General features: G+C 72.0%; 13 protein-coding genes, 1 tRNA gene and 1 pseudogene. 8 read left to right on the top strand and 7 right to left on the bottom strand.

Features of this window, described 5'->3' with window-relative positions:
- Together ACXR2U_RS22820 and ACXR2U_RS22825 are read left to right on the top strand one after the other, a co-directional pair.
- Positions 1-282 (top strand): annotated as a pseudogene (locus ACXR2U_RS22820) (ArsA family ATPase); the annotation flags it as partial.
- A gap of 120 nt (positions 283-402) precedes the next feature.
- Positions 403-2,973, top strand: coding sequence for a transglycosylase domain-containing protein (locus ACXR2U_RS22825; RefSeq protein ID WP_458827393.1), 2,571 nt, complete (start codon positions 403-405; stop codon positions 2,971-2,973).
- A 60-nt stretch (positions 2,974-3,033) separates the two neighbouring features.
- Here the strand turns inward: ACXR2U_RS22825 and ACXR2U_RS22830 are convergent, their stop codons facing one another.
- Positions 3,034-3,483, bottom strand: a complete 450-nt coding sequence (locus ACXR2U_RS22830) for a GatB/YqeY domain-containing protein (protein WP_458827394.1) — start codon at positions 3,481-3,483, stop codon at positions 3,034-3,036.
- A gap of 35 nt (positions 3,484-3,518) precedes the next feature.
- On the opposite strand from ACXR2U_RS22830, the gene ACXR2U_RS22835 reads away from it, so the two are divergent.
- The 3 genes from ACXR2U_RS22835 (at position 3,519) to ACXR2U_RS22845 (ending at position 5,324) form a co-directional block, all read left to right on the top strand.
- Positions 3,519-4,418 (top strand): metallophosphoesterase, encoded by a 900-nt coding sequence (locus ACXR2U_RS22835; RefSeq protein ID WP_458827395.1) that lies wholly within the window; start codon positions 3,519-3,521, stop codon positions 4,416-4,418.
- A gap of 236 nt (positions 4,419-4,654) precedes the next feature.
- A tRNA-Pro gene (locus ACXR2U_RS22840) sits at positions 4,655-4,731 on the top strand.
- A 47-nt stretch (positions 4,732-4,778) separates the two neighbouring features.
- Positions 4,779-5,324, top strand: coding sequence for a GNAT family N-acetyltransferase (locus ACXR2U_RS22845; protein ID WP_458827396.1), 546 nt, complete (start codon positions 4,779-4,781; stop codon positions 5,322-5,324).
- A gap of 42 nt (positions 5,325-5,366) precedes the next feature.
- On the opposite strand, the gene ACXR2U_RS22850 is transcribed toward ACXR2U_RS22845, so the two are convergent.
- From ACXR2U_RS22850 to ACXR2U_RS22865, 4 genes are all read right to left on the bottom strand, one after another.
- Positions 5,367-7,034, bottom strand: coding sequence for an amidase (locus ACXR2U_RS22850; RefSeq protein WP_458827397.1), 1,668 nt, complete (start codon positions 7,032-7,034; stop codon positions 5,367-5,369).
- On the bottom strand, positions 7,031-7,345 hold the full coding sequence (locus ACXR2U_RS22855) for a hypothetical protein (RefSeq protein ID WP_458827398.1): 315 nt from the start codon (positions 7,343-7,345) through the stop codon (positions 7,031-7,033). Before ACXR2U_RS22855 ends, ACXR2U_RS22850 begins: the two co-directional genes overlap by 4 nt.
- Positions 7,346-7,480: 135 nt before the next feature.
- Positions 7,481-9,193: an NAD-binding protein gene (locus ACXR2U_RS22860; RefSeq protein ID WP_458827399.1), complete on the bottom strand. Its 1,713-nt coding sequence runs from the start codon at positions 9,191-9,193 to the stop codon at positions 7,481-7,483.
- A 36-nt stretch (positions 9,194-9,229) separates the two neighbouring features.
- Positions 9,230-10,327, bottom strand: a complete 1,098-nt coding sequence (locus ACXR2U_RS22865; protein WP_458827400.1) for a DNA topoisomerase IB — start codon at positions 10,325-10,327, stop codon at positions 9,230-9,232.
- Between the two features lie 37 nt (positions 10,328-10,364).
- Here ACXR2U_RS22865 and def point away from each other — a divergent pair, with 37 nt between their 5' ends.
- Positions 10,365-11,018, top strand: coding sequence for a peptide deformylase (def, locus tag ACXR2U_RS22870; protein ID WP_458827401.1), 654 nt, complete (start codon positions 10,365-10,367; stop codon positions 11,016-11,018).
- 28 nt (positions 11,019-11,046) lie between these two features.
- Here the strand turns inward: def and ACXR2U_RS22875 are convergent, their stop codons facing one another.
- Both ACXR2U_RS22875 and ACXR2U_RS22880 read right to left on the bottom strand, forming a co-directional pair.
- Positions 11,047-12,078, bottom strand: coding sequence for an aspartate-semialdehyde dehydrogenase (locus ACXR2U_RS22875; RefSeq protein ID WP_458827402.1), 1,032 nt, complete (start codon positions 12,076-12,078; stop codon positions 11,047-11,049).
- Positions 12,075-13,340 (bottom strand): aspartate kinase, encoded by a 1,266-nt coding sequence (locus tag ACXR2U_RS22880; RefSeq protein WP_458827403.1) that lies wholly within the window; start codon positions 13,338-13,340, stop codon positions 12,075-12,077. The genes ACXR2U_RS22875 and ACXR2U_RS22880 overlap by 4 nt, the downstream gene beginning before the upstream one ends.
- A gap of 100 nt (positions 13,341-13,440) precedes the next feature.
- Here ACXR2U_RS22880 and ACXR2U_RS22885 point away from each other — a divergent pair, with 100 nt between their 5' ends.
- Positions 13,441-13,800 (top strand): LPXTG cell wall anchor domain-containing protein, encoded by a 360-nt coding sequence (locus ACXR2U_RS22885; RefSeq protein ID WP_458827404.1) that lies wholly within the window; start codon positions 13,441-13,443, stop codon positions 13,798-13,800.
- 201 nt (positions 13,801-14,001) lie between these two features.
- Positions 14,002-14,603 (top strand): glycine-rich protein (locus ACXR2U_RS22890; RefSeq protein ID WP_458827405.1); only part of this gene is annotated, 602 nt, incomplete at its 3' end.

Here is a 14,603-nt window from a genome sequence, read left to right on the forward strand (position 1 = left end):
GCCCCCCGTCCCCGGCGCCGGCCGGCGAAGAAGGCGGCCGACGCGGCAGCCGGCGCGAAGCCCGCGCGGGAGCCGACGGACCGCGGCCGGGCCCTCGCCGCCCCGGCCCTGCGGATCCAGTCGGAGGCGGCGACGCTCGCCGCGCACGACGCCCGGATGATGCGCCGGTTCGCCGCCGCCCACCCCGACACCCCGATGGCCGTCGTGCCGGCCCTCGCCACCGACGTCCACGACCTGGAGAGCCTGCGCCGGGTCGGTGACCTGCTCGTCGACGGCGCCTGACCCGGCGTTCCCCGAGTCCGCCGCGGCCCTCCACGGGCGGTCCACAGCCAGCTCCGGGGCCCTGCGAGGGCGCTGCGAAGCACACGCTCGAGTGGCCGGGACCCCGTACCCTGGCGTCCCGTGACCCACCCGAACCGTCCGAATCGCGGCGTCACGCTGGTCAAGTTGCTCGGCGTGCTGCTCGTGACCGGCGTGTTGTCCGCCGGCGTCCTCGTTCCCGTCATCGGCGGTGTCGGTCTGACCGGCAAGGCCGAGGCCGACCGGTTCCTGGACACCGACTGCACGCTGCAGGAGAGCTCGCCCAGCACGAAGACGACGCTCTACGCCAGCGACGGCAAGACCGTCCTCGCGCAGTTCTTCGCGCAGAACCGGGCGCCGGTCACCCTCAAGCAGATCCCGATCCAGATGCAGCAGGCGCTCATCGACACCGAGGACCGCCGCTTCTACGAGCACCACGGCGTCGACGCCCGCGGTCTGCTGCGTGCGGCCGTCGCCAACAGCGAGAGCGGCGACACCCAGGGCGGGTCGACGCTGACCATGCAGTACGTCAAGCAGCTGCGGTACTACAACGCCACCAGTGACGCCGAGCGGGAGTCCGCGATCGACCAGACCGTCGACCGCAAGATCCAGGACGCCAAGTGCGCGCTGGACCTCGAGAAGCAGGACACCGCGAAGCTCGGGTCCGAGAAGGCCGCGAAGGACCTGATCCTGCAGAACTACTTCAACATCGCGTTCTTCGGCCAGAACTCCTACGGCGTGCAGTCGGCGTCGCAGACCTACTTCAACAAGCCGCTGAACAAGATCACGCTGCCGCAGGCCGCCATGCTCGTCGGCCTGGTCCAGGCGCCGTCGCAGTACGACCCGTTCCAGGACGACGGCAAGGCCGCGCTGGCCCGACGCAACGTGGTGCTGGACAACATGGTGGCCGCGGGCCACATCACCAAGGAGTACGCGGCCAACGCCAAGAAGACCGGGCTCAACCTGGGCGCGAAGGTCGCCCCGCCGGTGAAGATGGGCTGCTCGTACGCGGGCGTGCTCAACGCCGGCTTCTTCTGCGACTACGCCCAGCAGTACCTCGAGAGCCACGGCATCTCCGAGGACATCCTGCTGCGCGCCGGGCTCAACATCGTCACCACGCTGGACGCCGCGCTGCAGACCTCGGGTCAGCAGGCGGTGTGGGAGGGCGACTCCTCCAACCGCGGTGGCGCGTTCCGCCCGGACTCGGCGAGTTCCCTGGTCATGCCGTCGGTGGACCCGCGCAACGGCAACGTCACTACCATGATCACGTCGCGGCACTACACCAACCCGAACGACGCCAACGCGCCGAACGACCCGAACCAGACCTCGGTGCCGTTGTTCACGACCGCCGCCGCGGGCGCGGGTTCGACGTACAAGTACTTCACGACGCTGACGGCGATGGCCGCGGGCGTCGACCCGACCTACACCCTGACCGCCGGGGCGCCGTACACGACGAAGAACTGCCCGAAGTACTACGAGAACGGCGTGGAGAAGACGTACGTCGCCCGCAACGCGGGCAGCTACGCGCCGACGCTGCCGCTCGAGAAGGCCCTCTACGAGTCGTCGAACACCTACTTCGTCGGCATGGAGGACATGCTCTTCGACTGCTACACCCGCCCGATCGCCGACACCGCGGTCAGCCTCGGCATGGACGCCCTCGCCGACAAGACCAAGAGCGGCGGACTCGAGCAGGTCGCGACCTTCACCCTCGGCCAGGAGGGCACCAGCCCGCTCCAGCTCGCCGGGGCGTACGCGACGGTCGCGAACGACGGCCGGTACTGCCCGCCCAGCCCGATCACCTCGGTGAAGGACCAGACCGGCAAGGACATCACCGCCACCCTGAAGAAGCCCGGGTGCGTCCAGCGGGTCGCGCCGCAGGTCGCCCGCGAGGTGGTCCAGATGCTCTCGCGCGACACCGACACCCAGGGCGGTACGGCGTACGGCGTGTTCAGCGCCAACGGCTGGTACGGCAACGGCGGCAGCATCGTGGCCTCGAAGACCGGCACCAACAACGCCACCGGCGACGACGGCTTGGACAACGGACAGAACTCGGCGATCTGGTTCGTCGGGCTGACCCCGACCCTGGTGTCGTCGGCGGCGGTGTTCAACTTCAAGTCGCCGAACTCCACCATCACGGGCCTGCCGGGGTACTTCGACGGCTACGCCGCCAACGACGCCTTCGGTGCCGCCGCCGGTGCCTACTGGCTCAAGGCCTACGGCCCGACGCTCCAGGCCAACCCGTGGACGTGGCCGGCGCCCGAGGACACCCCCGGCAACGACGTCCCGTCGATCACGGGCAAGACGCCCGCCGAGGCCACGGCGATCCTCGCCGGCGCCGGGTTCAAGGCGAACATCCTCCCCTACACCTGCGGCAGCCGGCAGTCGGCGGGCACGCTCATCGGCTACAACCCCAAGCGCGCCACGCCGGGCAGCACCATCAGCACCTGCGTGAGCAACGGCAAGGCACCGACCGGCGGCTTCAGCGGTGGCGGCTTCGGCGGGGGCGGCTTCGGCGGCGGTGGCAACGGCAACGGCGGCGGCGGGACCACGCCGGGCAACGGCGGCGGGAACGCCCCCGCACCGGGCAACGGCAACGCGCCGGGCAACGGCAACGCGCCGGGCAACGGTGGCGGGACGACCGTCGGCGACGGCGGGCGGCCGGGCGGTCGCTGACCCAACCTGACCTGCTCCGACGGCGACCGCCGGCCCGCACGGGCCGGCGGTCGTCCGCGTTCAGCTCAGCGCGGCCCGCACGGCGTCGCTGACCTTCTTGCCGTCGGCGCGCCCGCGGACCTCGGACTGCAGCGCCTTCATGACCAGGCCCATCTGGCGCGGCGAGTCGGCGCCGGTCTCGGTGACCGCCTGGCGCACGAGCGTGGCGATCTCCTCGTCGGTGAGCTGCTGCGGCAGGTAGCGCGCCAGCACCTCGCCCTCGGCGCGTTCGCGCTCGGCCAGTTCGGTGCGGCCGGCGGCGTCGAAGGCCTCCGCGGCCTCCCGGCGCTTCTTGGCCTCCCGGGTGAGCACGGTGAGGACGTCGTCGTCGGACAGTTCCCGGTGCTCCGACCCCGCCACCTCCTCGGTGGTGACCGCCGTCAGCGCCATGCGCAGCGTGGCGAGGGTGACCTCGTCGCGCGCCTTCATGGCGGTGTTGAGGTCGGACTGCAACGTCTCCTTGGTGCTCACGGATGCGACGGTAGTGCCCCCGTAGAGTCTTTTCCGTGCATCCCGTGGGCCGTCTCGCGCTGGGCGCGGCAGCTCTCGCGGGATCCGGCGCCGCCGGTCTGGGCTACGCCCGCTGGGAGGCCGGCGCCTACACCGTGCGCCGGTTCGACGTCCCCGTCCTCGAACCCGGCAGCGCGCCGCTGCGGGTCCTGCACGTGTCGGACCTGCACGTCCGCGCCGACGACGACCGCAAGGCCGCGTGGATCAACGGCCTGGCGGCGCTCGACCCGCACCTGGTCGTCAACACCGGCGACACCATCGCAGCGGTCGACGCCCAGTCGACCGTCCTGCGGGCCCTCGAACCGCTCGCGGCGTTCCCGGCCGTCTTCGTGCCGGGCAACAACGACTACTACGAACCCAGCCAGCCGCACTGGGCGTCCTACCTGTCCTCGAAGCCCCGCCGCTCCACCGGCGCCCGCATGCCGTGGGCGCCGCTCGCCGCCGCGATGGTCGACCAGGGCTGGCTGGACCTCACCCACCGTCGGACCGTCGTCACCGCCGACGGCCGGGCGGTGGCCCTGGCCGGGCTCGACGACCCCCACCTGCGCCGGGCGCGGTACGGCCGGATCGCCGGGCCCGCCGACCCCACCGCGGACGTCCGTCTCGGCGTCATGCACTCCCCCGAACCGTGGCTGTTGCGCCGCTTCGCCGCCGACGGCTACGACCTGGTGCTCGCCGGCCACACCCACGGCGGCCAGCTGCGCATCCCGTTCGGCCCGGCGCTGGTCACAAACTGCGGCATCGACCGCCGGCGCGCCCGCTGGCTGCACCGCTGGGACGACCACATGTGGTTCCACATCTGCGCGGGCCTGGGCACCAACCCCTTCACCCCGATCCGCTTCGCCTGCCGCCCCGAGGCCTCGCTCCTCACGCTCGTCCCCCGCCCCGCCCCCTGACGCGTGGTCGTCTCGCCGTCGCGGTGTGACGGCCGGAGGCCCCCGGTGGACAGAACTCCGCTTTCTGGTCGTCGAGACACCCCGTCCGGGAACCGGAAGCCGGACTTCTGTCGCCGGTCCCCTCCGGGCGCCACGTCGAGGTGGGTCGAGCCGGATGCACCCGCGGTAACGGGCGCGACGGGTGTCGGTATGCTGGCGCGGTTGCCCGCTGGCCCCTGGGTCTGCGGCAGCAGCGCCGGGGTGTGGCGCAGCTTGGTAGCGCGCTTCGTTCGGGACGAAGAGGCCGTGGGTTCGAATCCCGCCACCCCGACCAGATCTCCACCCAGGCCCCCGGGGCCTGCCGTCCGTAGGCTTCGCCGGGTGGACCCCGTCATCGTCGAACCCGAGCGTGACGACGACGCGTTGGCGGTAGACACCGTGGTGCGGCGGGCGTTCCACGAGCACCCGAGTGTGGGCGACATGGTGGCGGCGATCCGCACGTCGCCGGAGTACGAGCCCGGTCTGGCGTTCGTCGCGCGCAAGGGTGACGACGTCGTCGGGTTCGTCATGATCAGCCACGCCGCACTCGAGGACGACGACGGCACCCGCCACGACGTCCTCACGCTGTCACCGCTCGCCGTCGACCCGGGCCACGAACGCGAGGGCATCGGGTCGGCGCTGGTGCAAGCGGTGCTCGACGCCGCACGCCAGCGCACCGACCTGCCGCGGCTGGTCACGCTCGAGGGCAGCCCGACGTTCTACGGCCGGCTCGGGTTCGTGTTCGCGCCCGACCACGGCGTGAGGTTCGACCTCCCCGACTGGGCGCCACCGGACGCCGCCCAGCTCCACCTGCTGGACGGCGTCGCCGACGGCGCGCCACGCGGGCGGGTGGTCTACCCGCCCGCGTTCGCGCTCGCCGACGACTGACCGACCGACCGACGGACTGACCGACCGAGCCGACCAGACCGATCAGGCCGACTGCTCCAGCGCCTGCGTCGCACTGAGCCGCACGAGCTTCCCGCGGGCCTGGGGCGTCGCCGCTGCGGCCGCGGCCGTCTTCGAGGACGTGCTCGCACCGACCTTGGGCGTCGCCGCCGTGGCCGGGTCGGCCGGGCGTTCGGTGTGCCAGCTCGTCACGGCCTGGTACGCCGCCGCCACCTCGAGCAGTCGGTCCTCCTCGTACGGCTGGCCGCCGAGGATCGTGCCGACCGGCACCTTGGGGTTGACGCCGACGGCGTGGAACCCGATCGGCAGCCCCAGTTCGGGCAGGCCGGTGATGTCGAACGGCACGACGTTGGTCTGCAGCACGACGTCGCACGACGCGAAGATGCCGTCGAGGATCAGCCGCAGCAGGTAGTGCTTGGACCGTTGCGCTGTCACCCATTCGTCGCCGGACAGGAACAGCCCCTGCAGCCACGACAACGACGAGACACCCAGCAGCTTCGGATCCTGTTGCAGGAACGGCAACATCTCCTCGGTCCGCTCCGAGAGCCGCGCGCTGTTGAACGTGCCGGTGAGCAGGTTCCAGTCGTCGGGGTAGGCGACGTCGACGAGCGTGATGCCCGGGATGTTCGACAGCGTCGAGAGGAACGCCTGCCGCAGTGAGAGGACGTCGGCCGGCACCGTGCTCGCGACGAAGTCCGCGGGCACGCCGACGCGGGTGGGCCGACGGACGACGACGTTGCCCCTCTTGTTGCGCACCGGCGTGGCCGAGGTGATGTAGTCGGCCGGCGCGGGCAGTCCGAGCGTGCGGACGTCGGCCGGGTCGGGGCCCGCCATGATCGCGAGCATGATCGCGGCGTCCATCGCGTCGCGGGCCAGCGGCCCGGAGTGGTCGCGGGTGTACGACAACGGGATGACGCCGTGGATCGACGTGCGGCCCATCGTCGGCTTGAGGCCGGTGAGGTTCTGCTGGTTCGACGGCAGCACGATGCTACCCCCGGTCTGGGTGCCGATCGACGACACCGCCATCCGGCCGGCCACCGAGCACGCCGGGCCGGTCGAGGAACCACCCGGGTCGACCGTGGGATCGGCGGGCGTCCAGGCGTTCACCGTCGTCACCACGCCGTTGGGCAGGGTCGCGCGCGTCGTGGCGAGCGGACCCATCTGACCCTTGCCGAGGACGATCCCGCCGGCGGCCTTGAGCCGGGCCACCGAGGTCGCGTCGTACGTCGGCACGAACTGCTCGTAGATGAACGAGTTGGCCGTCGTCGTGATGCCCTTGGTGTAGTAGTTGTCCTTGATGCACAACGGGATCCCACCGAGCACACCGGTGCGGCTGCGGTCCTGGACCTTCGCGGCGGCGATCGCGGCGTCGCCCTCGATCGCGTTGAAGGCGAGGTAGGTCGGCTCGTACTTCCAGACGCGGTTGAGCAGCGCGTAGGTGAGCTCGGTCGACGTCAGCTTGCCGCGGCGGATGAGGGTGACGGCCTCGGCGATCGTGGCCTCGGTGGGGTCGCGCTGCGCGGCCGGACGCACGGTGACGTTGGGGATCTTGAGGGCTTTCGGCGCGGGAGCAGCGGCGGCGGGGCTCGCGCCCGTGGCGACGGCCGGCACGACCGCGGCCGCGGCTCCCCCGGCGGCGACGGCCGCCGTCCGCGCGAGGAAGGCCCGACGGTTGACCTCGCGGGCGGTCACGGCGCGCTCACCCGGTCGGTCCAGGCCTCGGTGATCGAGGGGTACTCGAGCGGCGGGTAGAGGTCCTGGCTGTAGATCACGGCGTCCTGGCCGGACGCGCCCGGCGCGACCGGACGCCAGGTGTTGAACGCGGCCGGCGTGCTACGGACGAACGCGCGCAGCGACGCGAAGACGGCGTCGCGCGTGGGCGCACCGGTCGTCGGGTCGGGGGTGGTGGGGAACAGGTCGATGTCGATCCCGGCGACGACCAGGCGCGCGCTGACGTGGGCGTCGATCTGCTCGTCGGTGAGATCGGCGGGGCTGACTGGCACCGGTGGGGTCCTCCTCGTCGCCCCGGCGGTGTCTCCGTCCGGGGGCGTCCCCAGCACACCGCGCGTCGGTTTCCGCCCCGTTGCGCCTTTCGTCCGATCGCGTTGCGGCGTCATCCCGCCGTCGTCCCGCTGTGGTCAGGCCGACGCCGACATGCGGTTCCGGCGCAGCACCGCGATGAGTTCCTCGTACGGCCCGACGACGAAAGCCTCGTCACCCGCGGCGAATCCGGCCTCCCGGCGAGGCGTCAGCTCGAGCTCGGCGTCGCCGGCGCGCTTGATCGCGACGACCCGGATGCGCGCGCCCAACTCGCCCATGGTGTGACCGACGAGCGCTCCCGTGGCACCGATGTCCAGGCGCGCCACCAGGAACGGCTGCTGCGCCACGTAGAACGTGCCCCGCACGCGCAACCCGAGCGCCGCGCCGACGAACCAGGGTGCGGCCAGCGCCGCGGTCGACCGGGTCAGCGAGAAGCCGAACGCGGTCGAGACCGTCGCGGCGAGTTGCCGGTCGAACACCCGCAGCACGACCGGCAGATCGGGGTTGATCGCCGAGACGGCCAGGCCGGTCTCGATGTTGGCGAGGTCGTTGCTGGTGACGACGGCGACCGCGCGGGCGTGTTCGACGTTCGCCGCGCGCAACCCCTGCTCGAGCGTGGAGTCGCCGATGACGACCGGCACCTTCCACTCGCGGATCCGGCCGAGGAACCGGTTCTGGTCGTCGCGGTCGAGGACGACGACGTCGCGACCGGCGGCCCGCAGCCCGGCGACGACCGTCGACCCGACCGCGCCGAGCCCGATGACCACGACGTGACCGGTCATGCCGGTCACGGTCCGTCGGCCCTGCGACTCCGCGATCCGACGGCTGATCAGCACGTTGGTGAGGAACGCGTACACCAGCGTGACCGTCGCGGCGCCGACCAGCATGAGCGCGATCGCCCACAACCGCAGCCACAGGTGCTGCTCGGAGAACGAGAAGTCGCCGAACCCGACGCCGGTGATGGTCTCGGTCGTGAAGTAGACGGCGTCGACCGCGCCCATCCCGCGGCCCTGCTCGCGGTAGCTGGTCATCAGGACGATCACCGAGACCAGTTCGACGACCAGGATGCCGAGCAGCGAGTAGCGCAACGGGCGGTCGCTGCCCTCCCAGAGCAACCGCGGCCAGGCCAGTGCCCGCCGCCAGGCCGCCGCCCGCGACCGTTGCACCGCGGCGGACACCTCGCGCAGACCGTCCGTGGCGACCGCGGCCGGGCCGATGGTGGAGACGATGTCGCCGGCGCGCACGCGGTGGTCGCGGCCGGGACACGCGACGACCCCGCCGTCACGGTCGACGACCGCCACGGGGGCGAGATCACCGAACTCGGCCCGCAACGTGCCGTCGTGGCGGGCGCGGTGCTGCTGGACCTCGAAACGGGTGCCGTCGAGGTCGACGGTGTGGGTCGTCGCCCGCAGGCAGGCCTCGACGAAGCTCGGGGCGGCCAGCGACGGCACGTCGAGCACGGTGGCGTTGGGGATGACCTCGACCAGCGCACGCCCGACCGCGGCGTTGGTCAGCGCGACCGCGAGGCGGACCCCGGGCCACTGCTCGTGGACCAGCAGGGCGACCTCGAGGTTGACCAGGTCGTCGCCGTCGGCGCACACGACGGCTTCGGCGGCGTCGAGCCCGGCCTCGACCAGCACGTTCCGGCGCCGGGCGCTGCCCTGCAGCAACGGCACGCCGAGGGCCTCGAGGATGCGTCCGTGGCGCGGGTCGAACTCGTCGTCGACCACGACGACGCGCTCGCCGGCGGCCTGCAACTGCTCGACGACACGCAGGGCGACGTCGTCGAGGCCGCAGACCACGATGGACACGCGCGGAGTGTCACACCCCTTCGTTGCGCGCGGGTGTCACACGCCGGTGTCGCGGTTCTGCAGCGCCGCGAACTCGGCGTCGAGCAGGACCTCGAGGAATCCGGTGAGCTGCCGCTCGGTCGGGTCGAGGTACTTGTTGGGCTTGGCGTTCGACTCGTCGAGGTAGGTCCGGAACCGTTCGTGCGCGAAGGCGGCGACGACGTCGGGGTGGACGTAGTGGGCCTTCGCGACGCTGCGGGTGTTGCCGAGTTCGTGGGCGGCTTCGTCGAGCGCCTCGTTGACGATCTTCTTCGTCGGCCGGGTGGAGTCGAGGTGGTCGCGCAGGTAGGTGAAGGCGGCGAGCGTCCCTCCCCACGTCCGGAAGTCCTTCGCCGTCAGGTGTTCCCCGGTGACCGACCGCAGGACCTCGTTGACGTCCTCGGAGTCGACCGAGTGACCGTCGACGGCGAACAGCCGGTGCCCGGGCTCGACGGCGTCGAGCAACCGTTGCATCTTGCGCGCGATGCGGGCGTCGGTGATGGTGACGTCCCAGAACTTCCCGGACTTCGCGGGGAACTTCCAGTCGGACTTGTCGCCGTGGACCCGGACGTGGGCATCGGTGAGCGTCGACAGCCCGAAGCTGTGGTTCTCCTCGGCGTAGACCTCGTTGCCGATGCGGATGTAGCTGGCGTCCAGCACCGCGATCATGACGGCCAGGACCTGGTCGCGGTCGAGGGTCCGCCGGCGCAACTGCCGGGTGACGTGCTCGCGGATCGCGCCGAGGTGGCCGGTGAAGACCAACAGCCGGTAGAAGTTGAGGATGTCGCGCAGTTCGCGCCACCGTGGGTGGTAGATGTACTGCTTGCGCCCGCGTTCGTCGTGGCCGGTGGCGAGGATGTGGCCGTCGGGGTCGGGACAGATCCAGACGTCCTTCCACGCGGGTGGGATCGCCAGCGCCGCCAGCCGTTCCTTGGTGGCGTCGGAGGTGAGGGTCTTCCCGCGGGTGTCGGTGTAGCGCCACCCCTTGCCGGCCCGGGTGCGACCCCACCCGGCGGCGTGGTCGGTCTCGATGTACGTCAGCCGCGCGATCTCGGCGCACCGGCGGGGGTCGTCGTGGAGTTCGGCGATGACGTCGGCGGTCACGGTGGTAGGCATCGGGAGTTACGTATACCCCGGGTTACGCTGCGGTGCTGTGAGCGACTCCGACGTGTCCGGCGACGACGTCACCGACCCGACACCTGACCTCGCCCCCGACGACCTCCCCGACGACGTCCCACCGCCCCGCCCGGCGTCGTCGTACCCCGGCGGCCCGCGCGAGGGCCGCGGCGCCCCGCGACCGGTGACTGTGATCGGCACGCCCGTCCTGCACCGCGTGGCCCGCGAGGTCACGGTGTTCGACGACGAGCTCGCGGACTTCGTCGACGACATGTTCGCCACCATGTACGTCGCCCACGGGGTCGGTCTCGCCGCGCCGCAGGTCGGCGACGACCGCGCCGTGTTCGTCTACGACTGCCCCGACGACACCGGCGAGCGCTTCGTCGGCCACGTCGTGAACCCGGTCGTGGTCTCGGTGTCGGAGGAGCTCGAGGAGCAGGACGAGGGGTGCCTCTCGGTGCCCGGGCCGTTCTTCGAACTCGAACGACCCCACGTCGCCACCGTGCGCGGCGTCGACCGCCACGGCGAGCCGGTCGAGGTGACCGGCAGCGGCTTCTTCGCCCGCTGCCTGCTCCACGAGACCGACCACCTCCAGGGCCGCCTCTACGTCGACCTGCTCTCCGGCCGCAACCGCCGCCGCGCGATCCGCGAGATCGAACTCCAGCCCTGGAGCGCTCCGATAGGCGAGTGACCACCCGATCCCTGCGATCGGGTCGGGGTCAGCGCAGGAGGAGTTCGGCGAGCTGGACGGCGTTGAGGGCGGCGCCCTTGCGCAGGTTGTCGCCGGCGACGAACAGGGCGAGGCCGCGGCCGCCGTCGACGCCTTCGTCCTGCCGGATGCGGCCGACGAGGGAGTCGTCGTGGCCGGCGGCGGCGAGGGGCGTGGGGACGTCGGTCAGGGTGACGCCGGGGGCGTCGCGGAGCAGGTCGGTGGCCTCGGCGACGGAGATCGGCCGGTCGAACTCGGCGTTGATCGACAGCGAGTGGCCGGTGTAGACCGGCACGCGCACGCAGGTGCCGGAGACCAGGAGCTCGGGGATGCCGAGGATCTTGCGCGACTCGTTGCGCAGCTTCTGTTCCTCGTCGGTCTCGAACGAGCCGTCGTCGACGACCGAACCCGCCATCGGCAGGACGTTGAACGCGATGGGCGCGACGTACTTCTTCGGCGCCGGCATCGACACGGCGTCACCGGAGTAGGTCAGCGCCGGGCCGTCGGGGCCGACGGCCGCGACCTGACCCGCGAGTTCCTCGACGCCGGCGAGCCCGGACCCGGACACGGCCTGGTACGACGACACGACCAACCGGCGCAAGCCTGCTGCAGCGTGCAACGGTCGCAGCACCGGCATCGCGGCCATGGTGGTGCAGTTCGGGTTGGCGACGATCCCCTTCGGTGCACGCTGCAACGCTTCCGGGTTGACCTCGGAGACGACGAGCGGGACGTCGGGATCCATGCGCCACGCCGACGAGTTGTCGATGACGGTGGCACCGGCCTCGGCGAACCGCGGCGCGAACTCCTTCGAGGTCGAGCCACCGGCGGAGAACAGCGCGATGTCGATGCCCTCGAGCGAGGCGGTGGCGGTGTCCTCGACGACGATCGACTCGCCGCCGAACTCCAGCGTGGAGCCCGCGGACCGCGCCGACGCGAAGAACCGCACCTGGGAGAAGGGGAAGGCGCGGTCGAGCAGCAACTGCCGCATGACGCCGCCGACCTGCCCGGTGGCGCCGACGACCGCGACGACCGGCCCGCTCATCGGCCCGTCCCGCCGTAGACGACGGCCTCTTCGTCGGCGCCGAGCTCGAAGGCGTCGTGCAGGGCGCGGACCGCGGTGTCGAGGTCGGTGTCGCGGGTGATGACCGAGATCCGGATCTCCGAGGTCGAGATCATCTCCATGTTCACGCCGGCGCCGGCGAGCGCGGCGAAGAACTTGGCCGACACACCCGGGTGCGAGCGCATGCCCGCGCCGACCAGCGACAGCTTGCCGACGTGGTCGTCGAACAGGACGTCGGCGAAGCCGAGCTTGTCCTTCAGGCGACTGATCACCTGCACGGCGGTGCCGCCGTCGGACTTCGGCAGGGTGAACGAGACGTCGGTGCGGCCGGTCGAGCCGGTGGAGATGTTCTGCACGATCATGTCGAGGTTGATGTCGGCCTCGGCGATCGCCGTGAACAACGCGGCGGCGACACCCGGCTGGTCGGGCACGCCGACGACCGTCACCTTGGCCTCGGAGCGGTCGTGCGCCACGCCGGTGATGATCGCGTCTTCCACGGGGATGTCCTCCATCGAGCCTTGCACTGTGGTTCCGGGCTGGTTCGAGAACGACGACCGGACGTGGATCGGGACGTCGAAGCGGCGGCCGTACTCGACCGAGCGCAGGTGCAGGATCTTGGCGCCGCTCGCGGCGAGCTCCATCATCTCCTCGTAGGAGACGGTGTCGAGGCGACGGGCGTTCGGCACGATGCGCGGGTCGGCGGTGTAGACGCCGTCGACGTCGGTGTAGATCTCGCAGACGTCGGCCTTGAGCGCCGCGGCGAGCGCGACGGCCGTGGTGTCGGACCCGCCGCGACCCAGCGTGGTGATGTCGCGGGTCTCGCGGGAGAAACCCTGGAACCCGGCGACGATCGCGACGTTGCCGGCGCGGTAGCTCTCCTCGATCCGGCCGGGCGTGACCTCCATGATCCGGGCCCGACCGTGCTGCGGCGTGGTGATGACACCGGCCTGCGACCCGGTGAACGACTGCGCCGTGTAGCCCAGGGAGTTCACGGCCATGGCGAGCAGCGCCATCGAGATCCGCTCGCCGGCGGTGAGCAGCATGTCCATCTCGCGCCCGCCGGGCACGGGGACGATCTGCTCGGCGAGCTCGATGAGCTCGTCGGTGGTGTCGCCCATGGCCGACACCGCCACGACGACGTCGTCACCGCGGCGGCGGCGGTCGACGATGCGCTCGGCGACCCGCTTGATCCGCTCGGCGTCGGCGACGGACGAGCCGCCGTACTTCTGCACGACGAGCGCCACGCCGAGTTCCCCTCCACCGGACCACCACAGGACGTCACGAGGGTACCGGGGGGTCGCTCGGCGGTTTCGCGGTGACGCCGGACCCCCTAGGGTCCGCGGCATGTCCGCCTCGGCCGCTCCGCTCGTCCCCGCCGCCACCGAGTTGGCGAGGACCGGGGTGAACAACGTCGGGATCTTCATCGTGATCGCCGCGGTGCTGGTCGTCCTCGGGCTGGTGTTGCTGTTCGCGACCCGCCGCAAGCGTGGCGACGGCGACGGTGACGGCCCGGACTGGAACACCAGCAGCACCACCTACGACGGCGGCGCGTTCGGCGGCGGCTCGGGTCACCACGGTCACCACGGCGGCAGCCACGACAGCGGGGGCGACGGCGGCGGCTGGTTCGGGGGCGGGTCCGACGGCGGGGGTGGATCGGACGGCGGCGGCGGGTCCGACGGCGGCGGCGGGGGCGGCTCGGACTGAGCCTGCACCGGGCCCGGATCGGGGCCCGGATCGGGCTGGGACCCGGGTCTGGGACCGGGGTCGCGACGGCAACCGGTTGCCACCCCGGCGCGTCAAGATCGTGTCAGGACGGCACTTGCGTCGCGGCTCAGACCTCTCATAAGGTCCGCACACCTCTTCTCGGGCAGATGTCTGCCCACAACCTCCCCAGGAGTCGCGCCGATGCGCCTGCGCCACCTCGCCCTGCCCGCAGCCGCGGGTCTCACCCTGCTCGCCCTCCCCCTCGCCTCGCCCGCCACCGCGGCCGCCCCGGTCTGTGACCCCGACGGCAACGTCTGCACCGCGCTGTTCGACTACAGCGGCGGCGCCCAGACCTTCACGGTTCCCGCGGGCGTGTCGAACCTCGCCGTCGCCATGGGTGGCGCCGCGGGCGGCAACGGGCTGACCGAGGGTGCCGAGGGTGGCGCGGGCGGACTGCTCAGCGCGATCGTCCCCGTGTCGCCGGGTGAGGTGCTCACGCTCGTCGTCGGCAGCAAGGGCGGCGACGGCTCCCCCGAGTCCACCACCCCGGCCCCCGGCGGCTACGGCGGCGGCGGGGCCGGCAGCAACGCGGGCTCCGTGGACGATCCGGCCGGCTCGGTCGGCGGTGGCGGTGGCGGCTCGTTCCTGTTCGGCTCCGACGGCCTGCTCCTCGCCGTCGGTGGCGGCGGCGGTGGCGGCTTCAGCACCGACGAGGGTGTGACCGCTCCCGGCGGCATCGGGGGCGCGACCTCCGGCGGCAAGGGCGGCCCCGCCGCGAACGGCGGCCTCGGGGCCACGGCGGG

The organism is Jatrophihabitans sp. YIM 134969, assembly GCF_054456675.1.

Coding starts and splice junctions, on each gene's coding strand:
- ACXR2U_RS22865 (WP_458827400.1), bottom strand. CDS start 10,327: ATGCCTACCACCGTGACCGCCGACGTCATCGCCGAACTCCACGACGAC.
- ACXR2U_RS22885 (WP_458827404.1), top strand. CDS start 13,441: ATGTCCGCCTCGGCCGCTCCGCTCGTCCCCGCCGCCACCGAGTTGGCG.
- ACXR2U_RS22875 (WP_458827402.1), bottom strand. CDS start 12,078: ATGAGCGGGCCGGTCGTCGCGGTCGTCGGCGCCACCGGGCAGGTCGGC.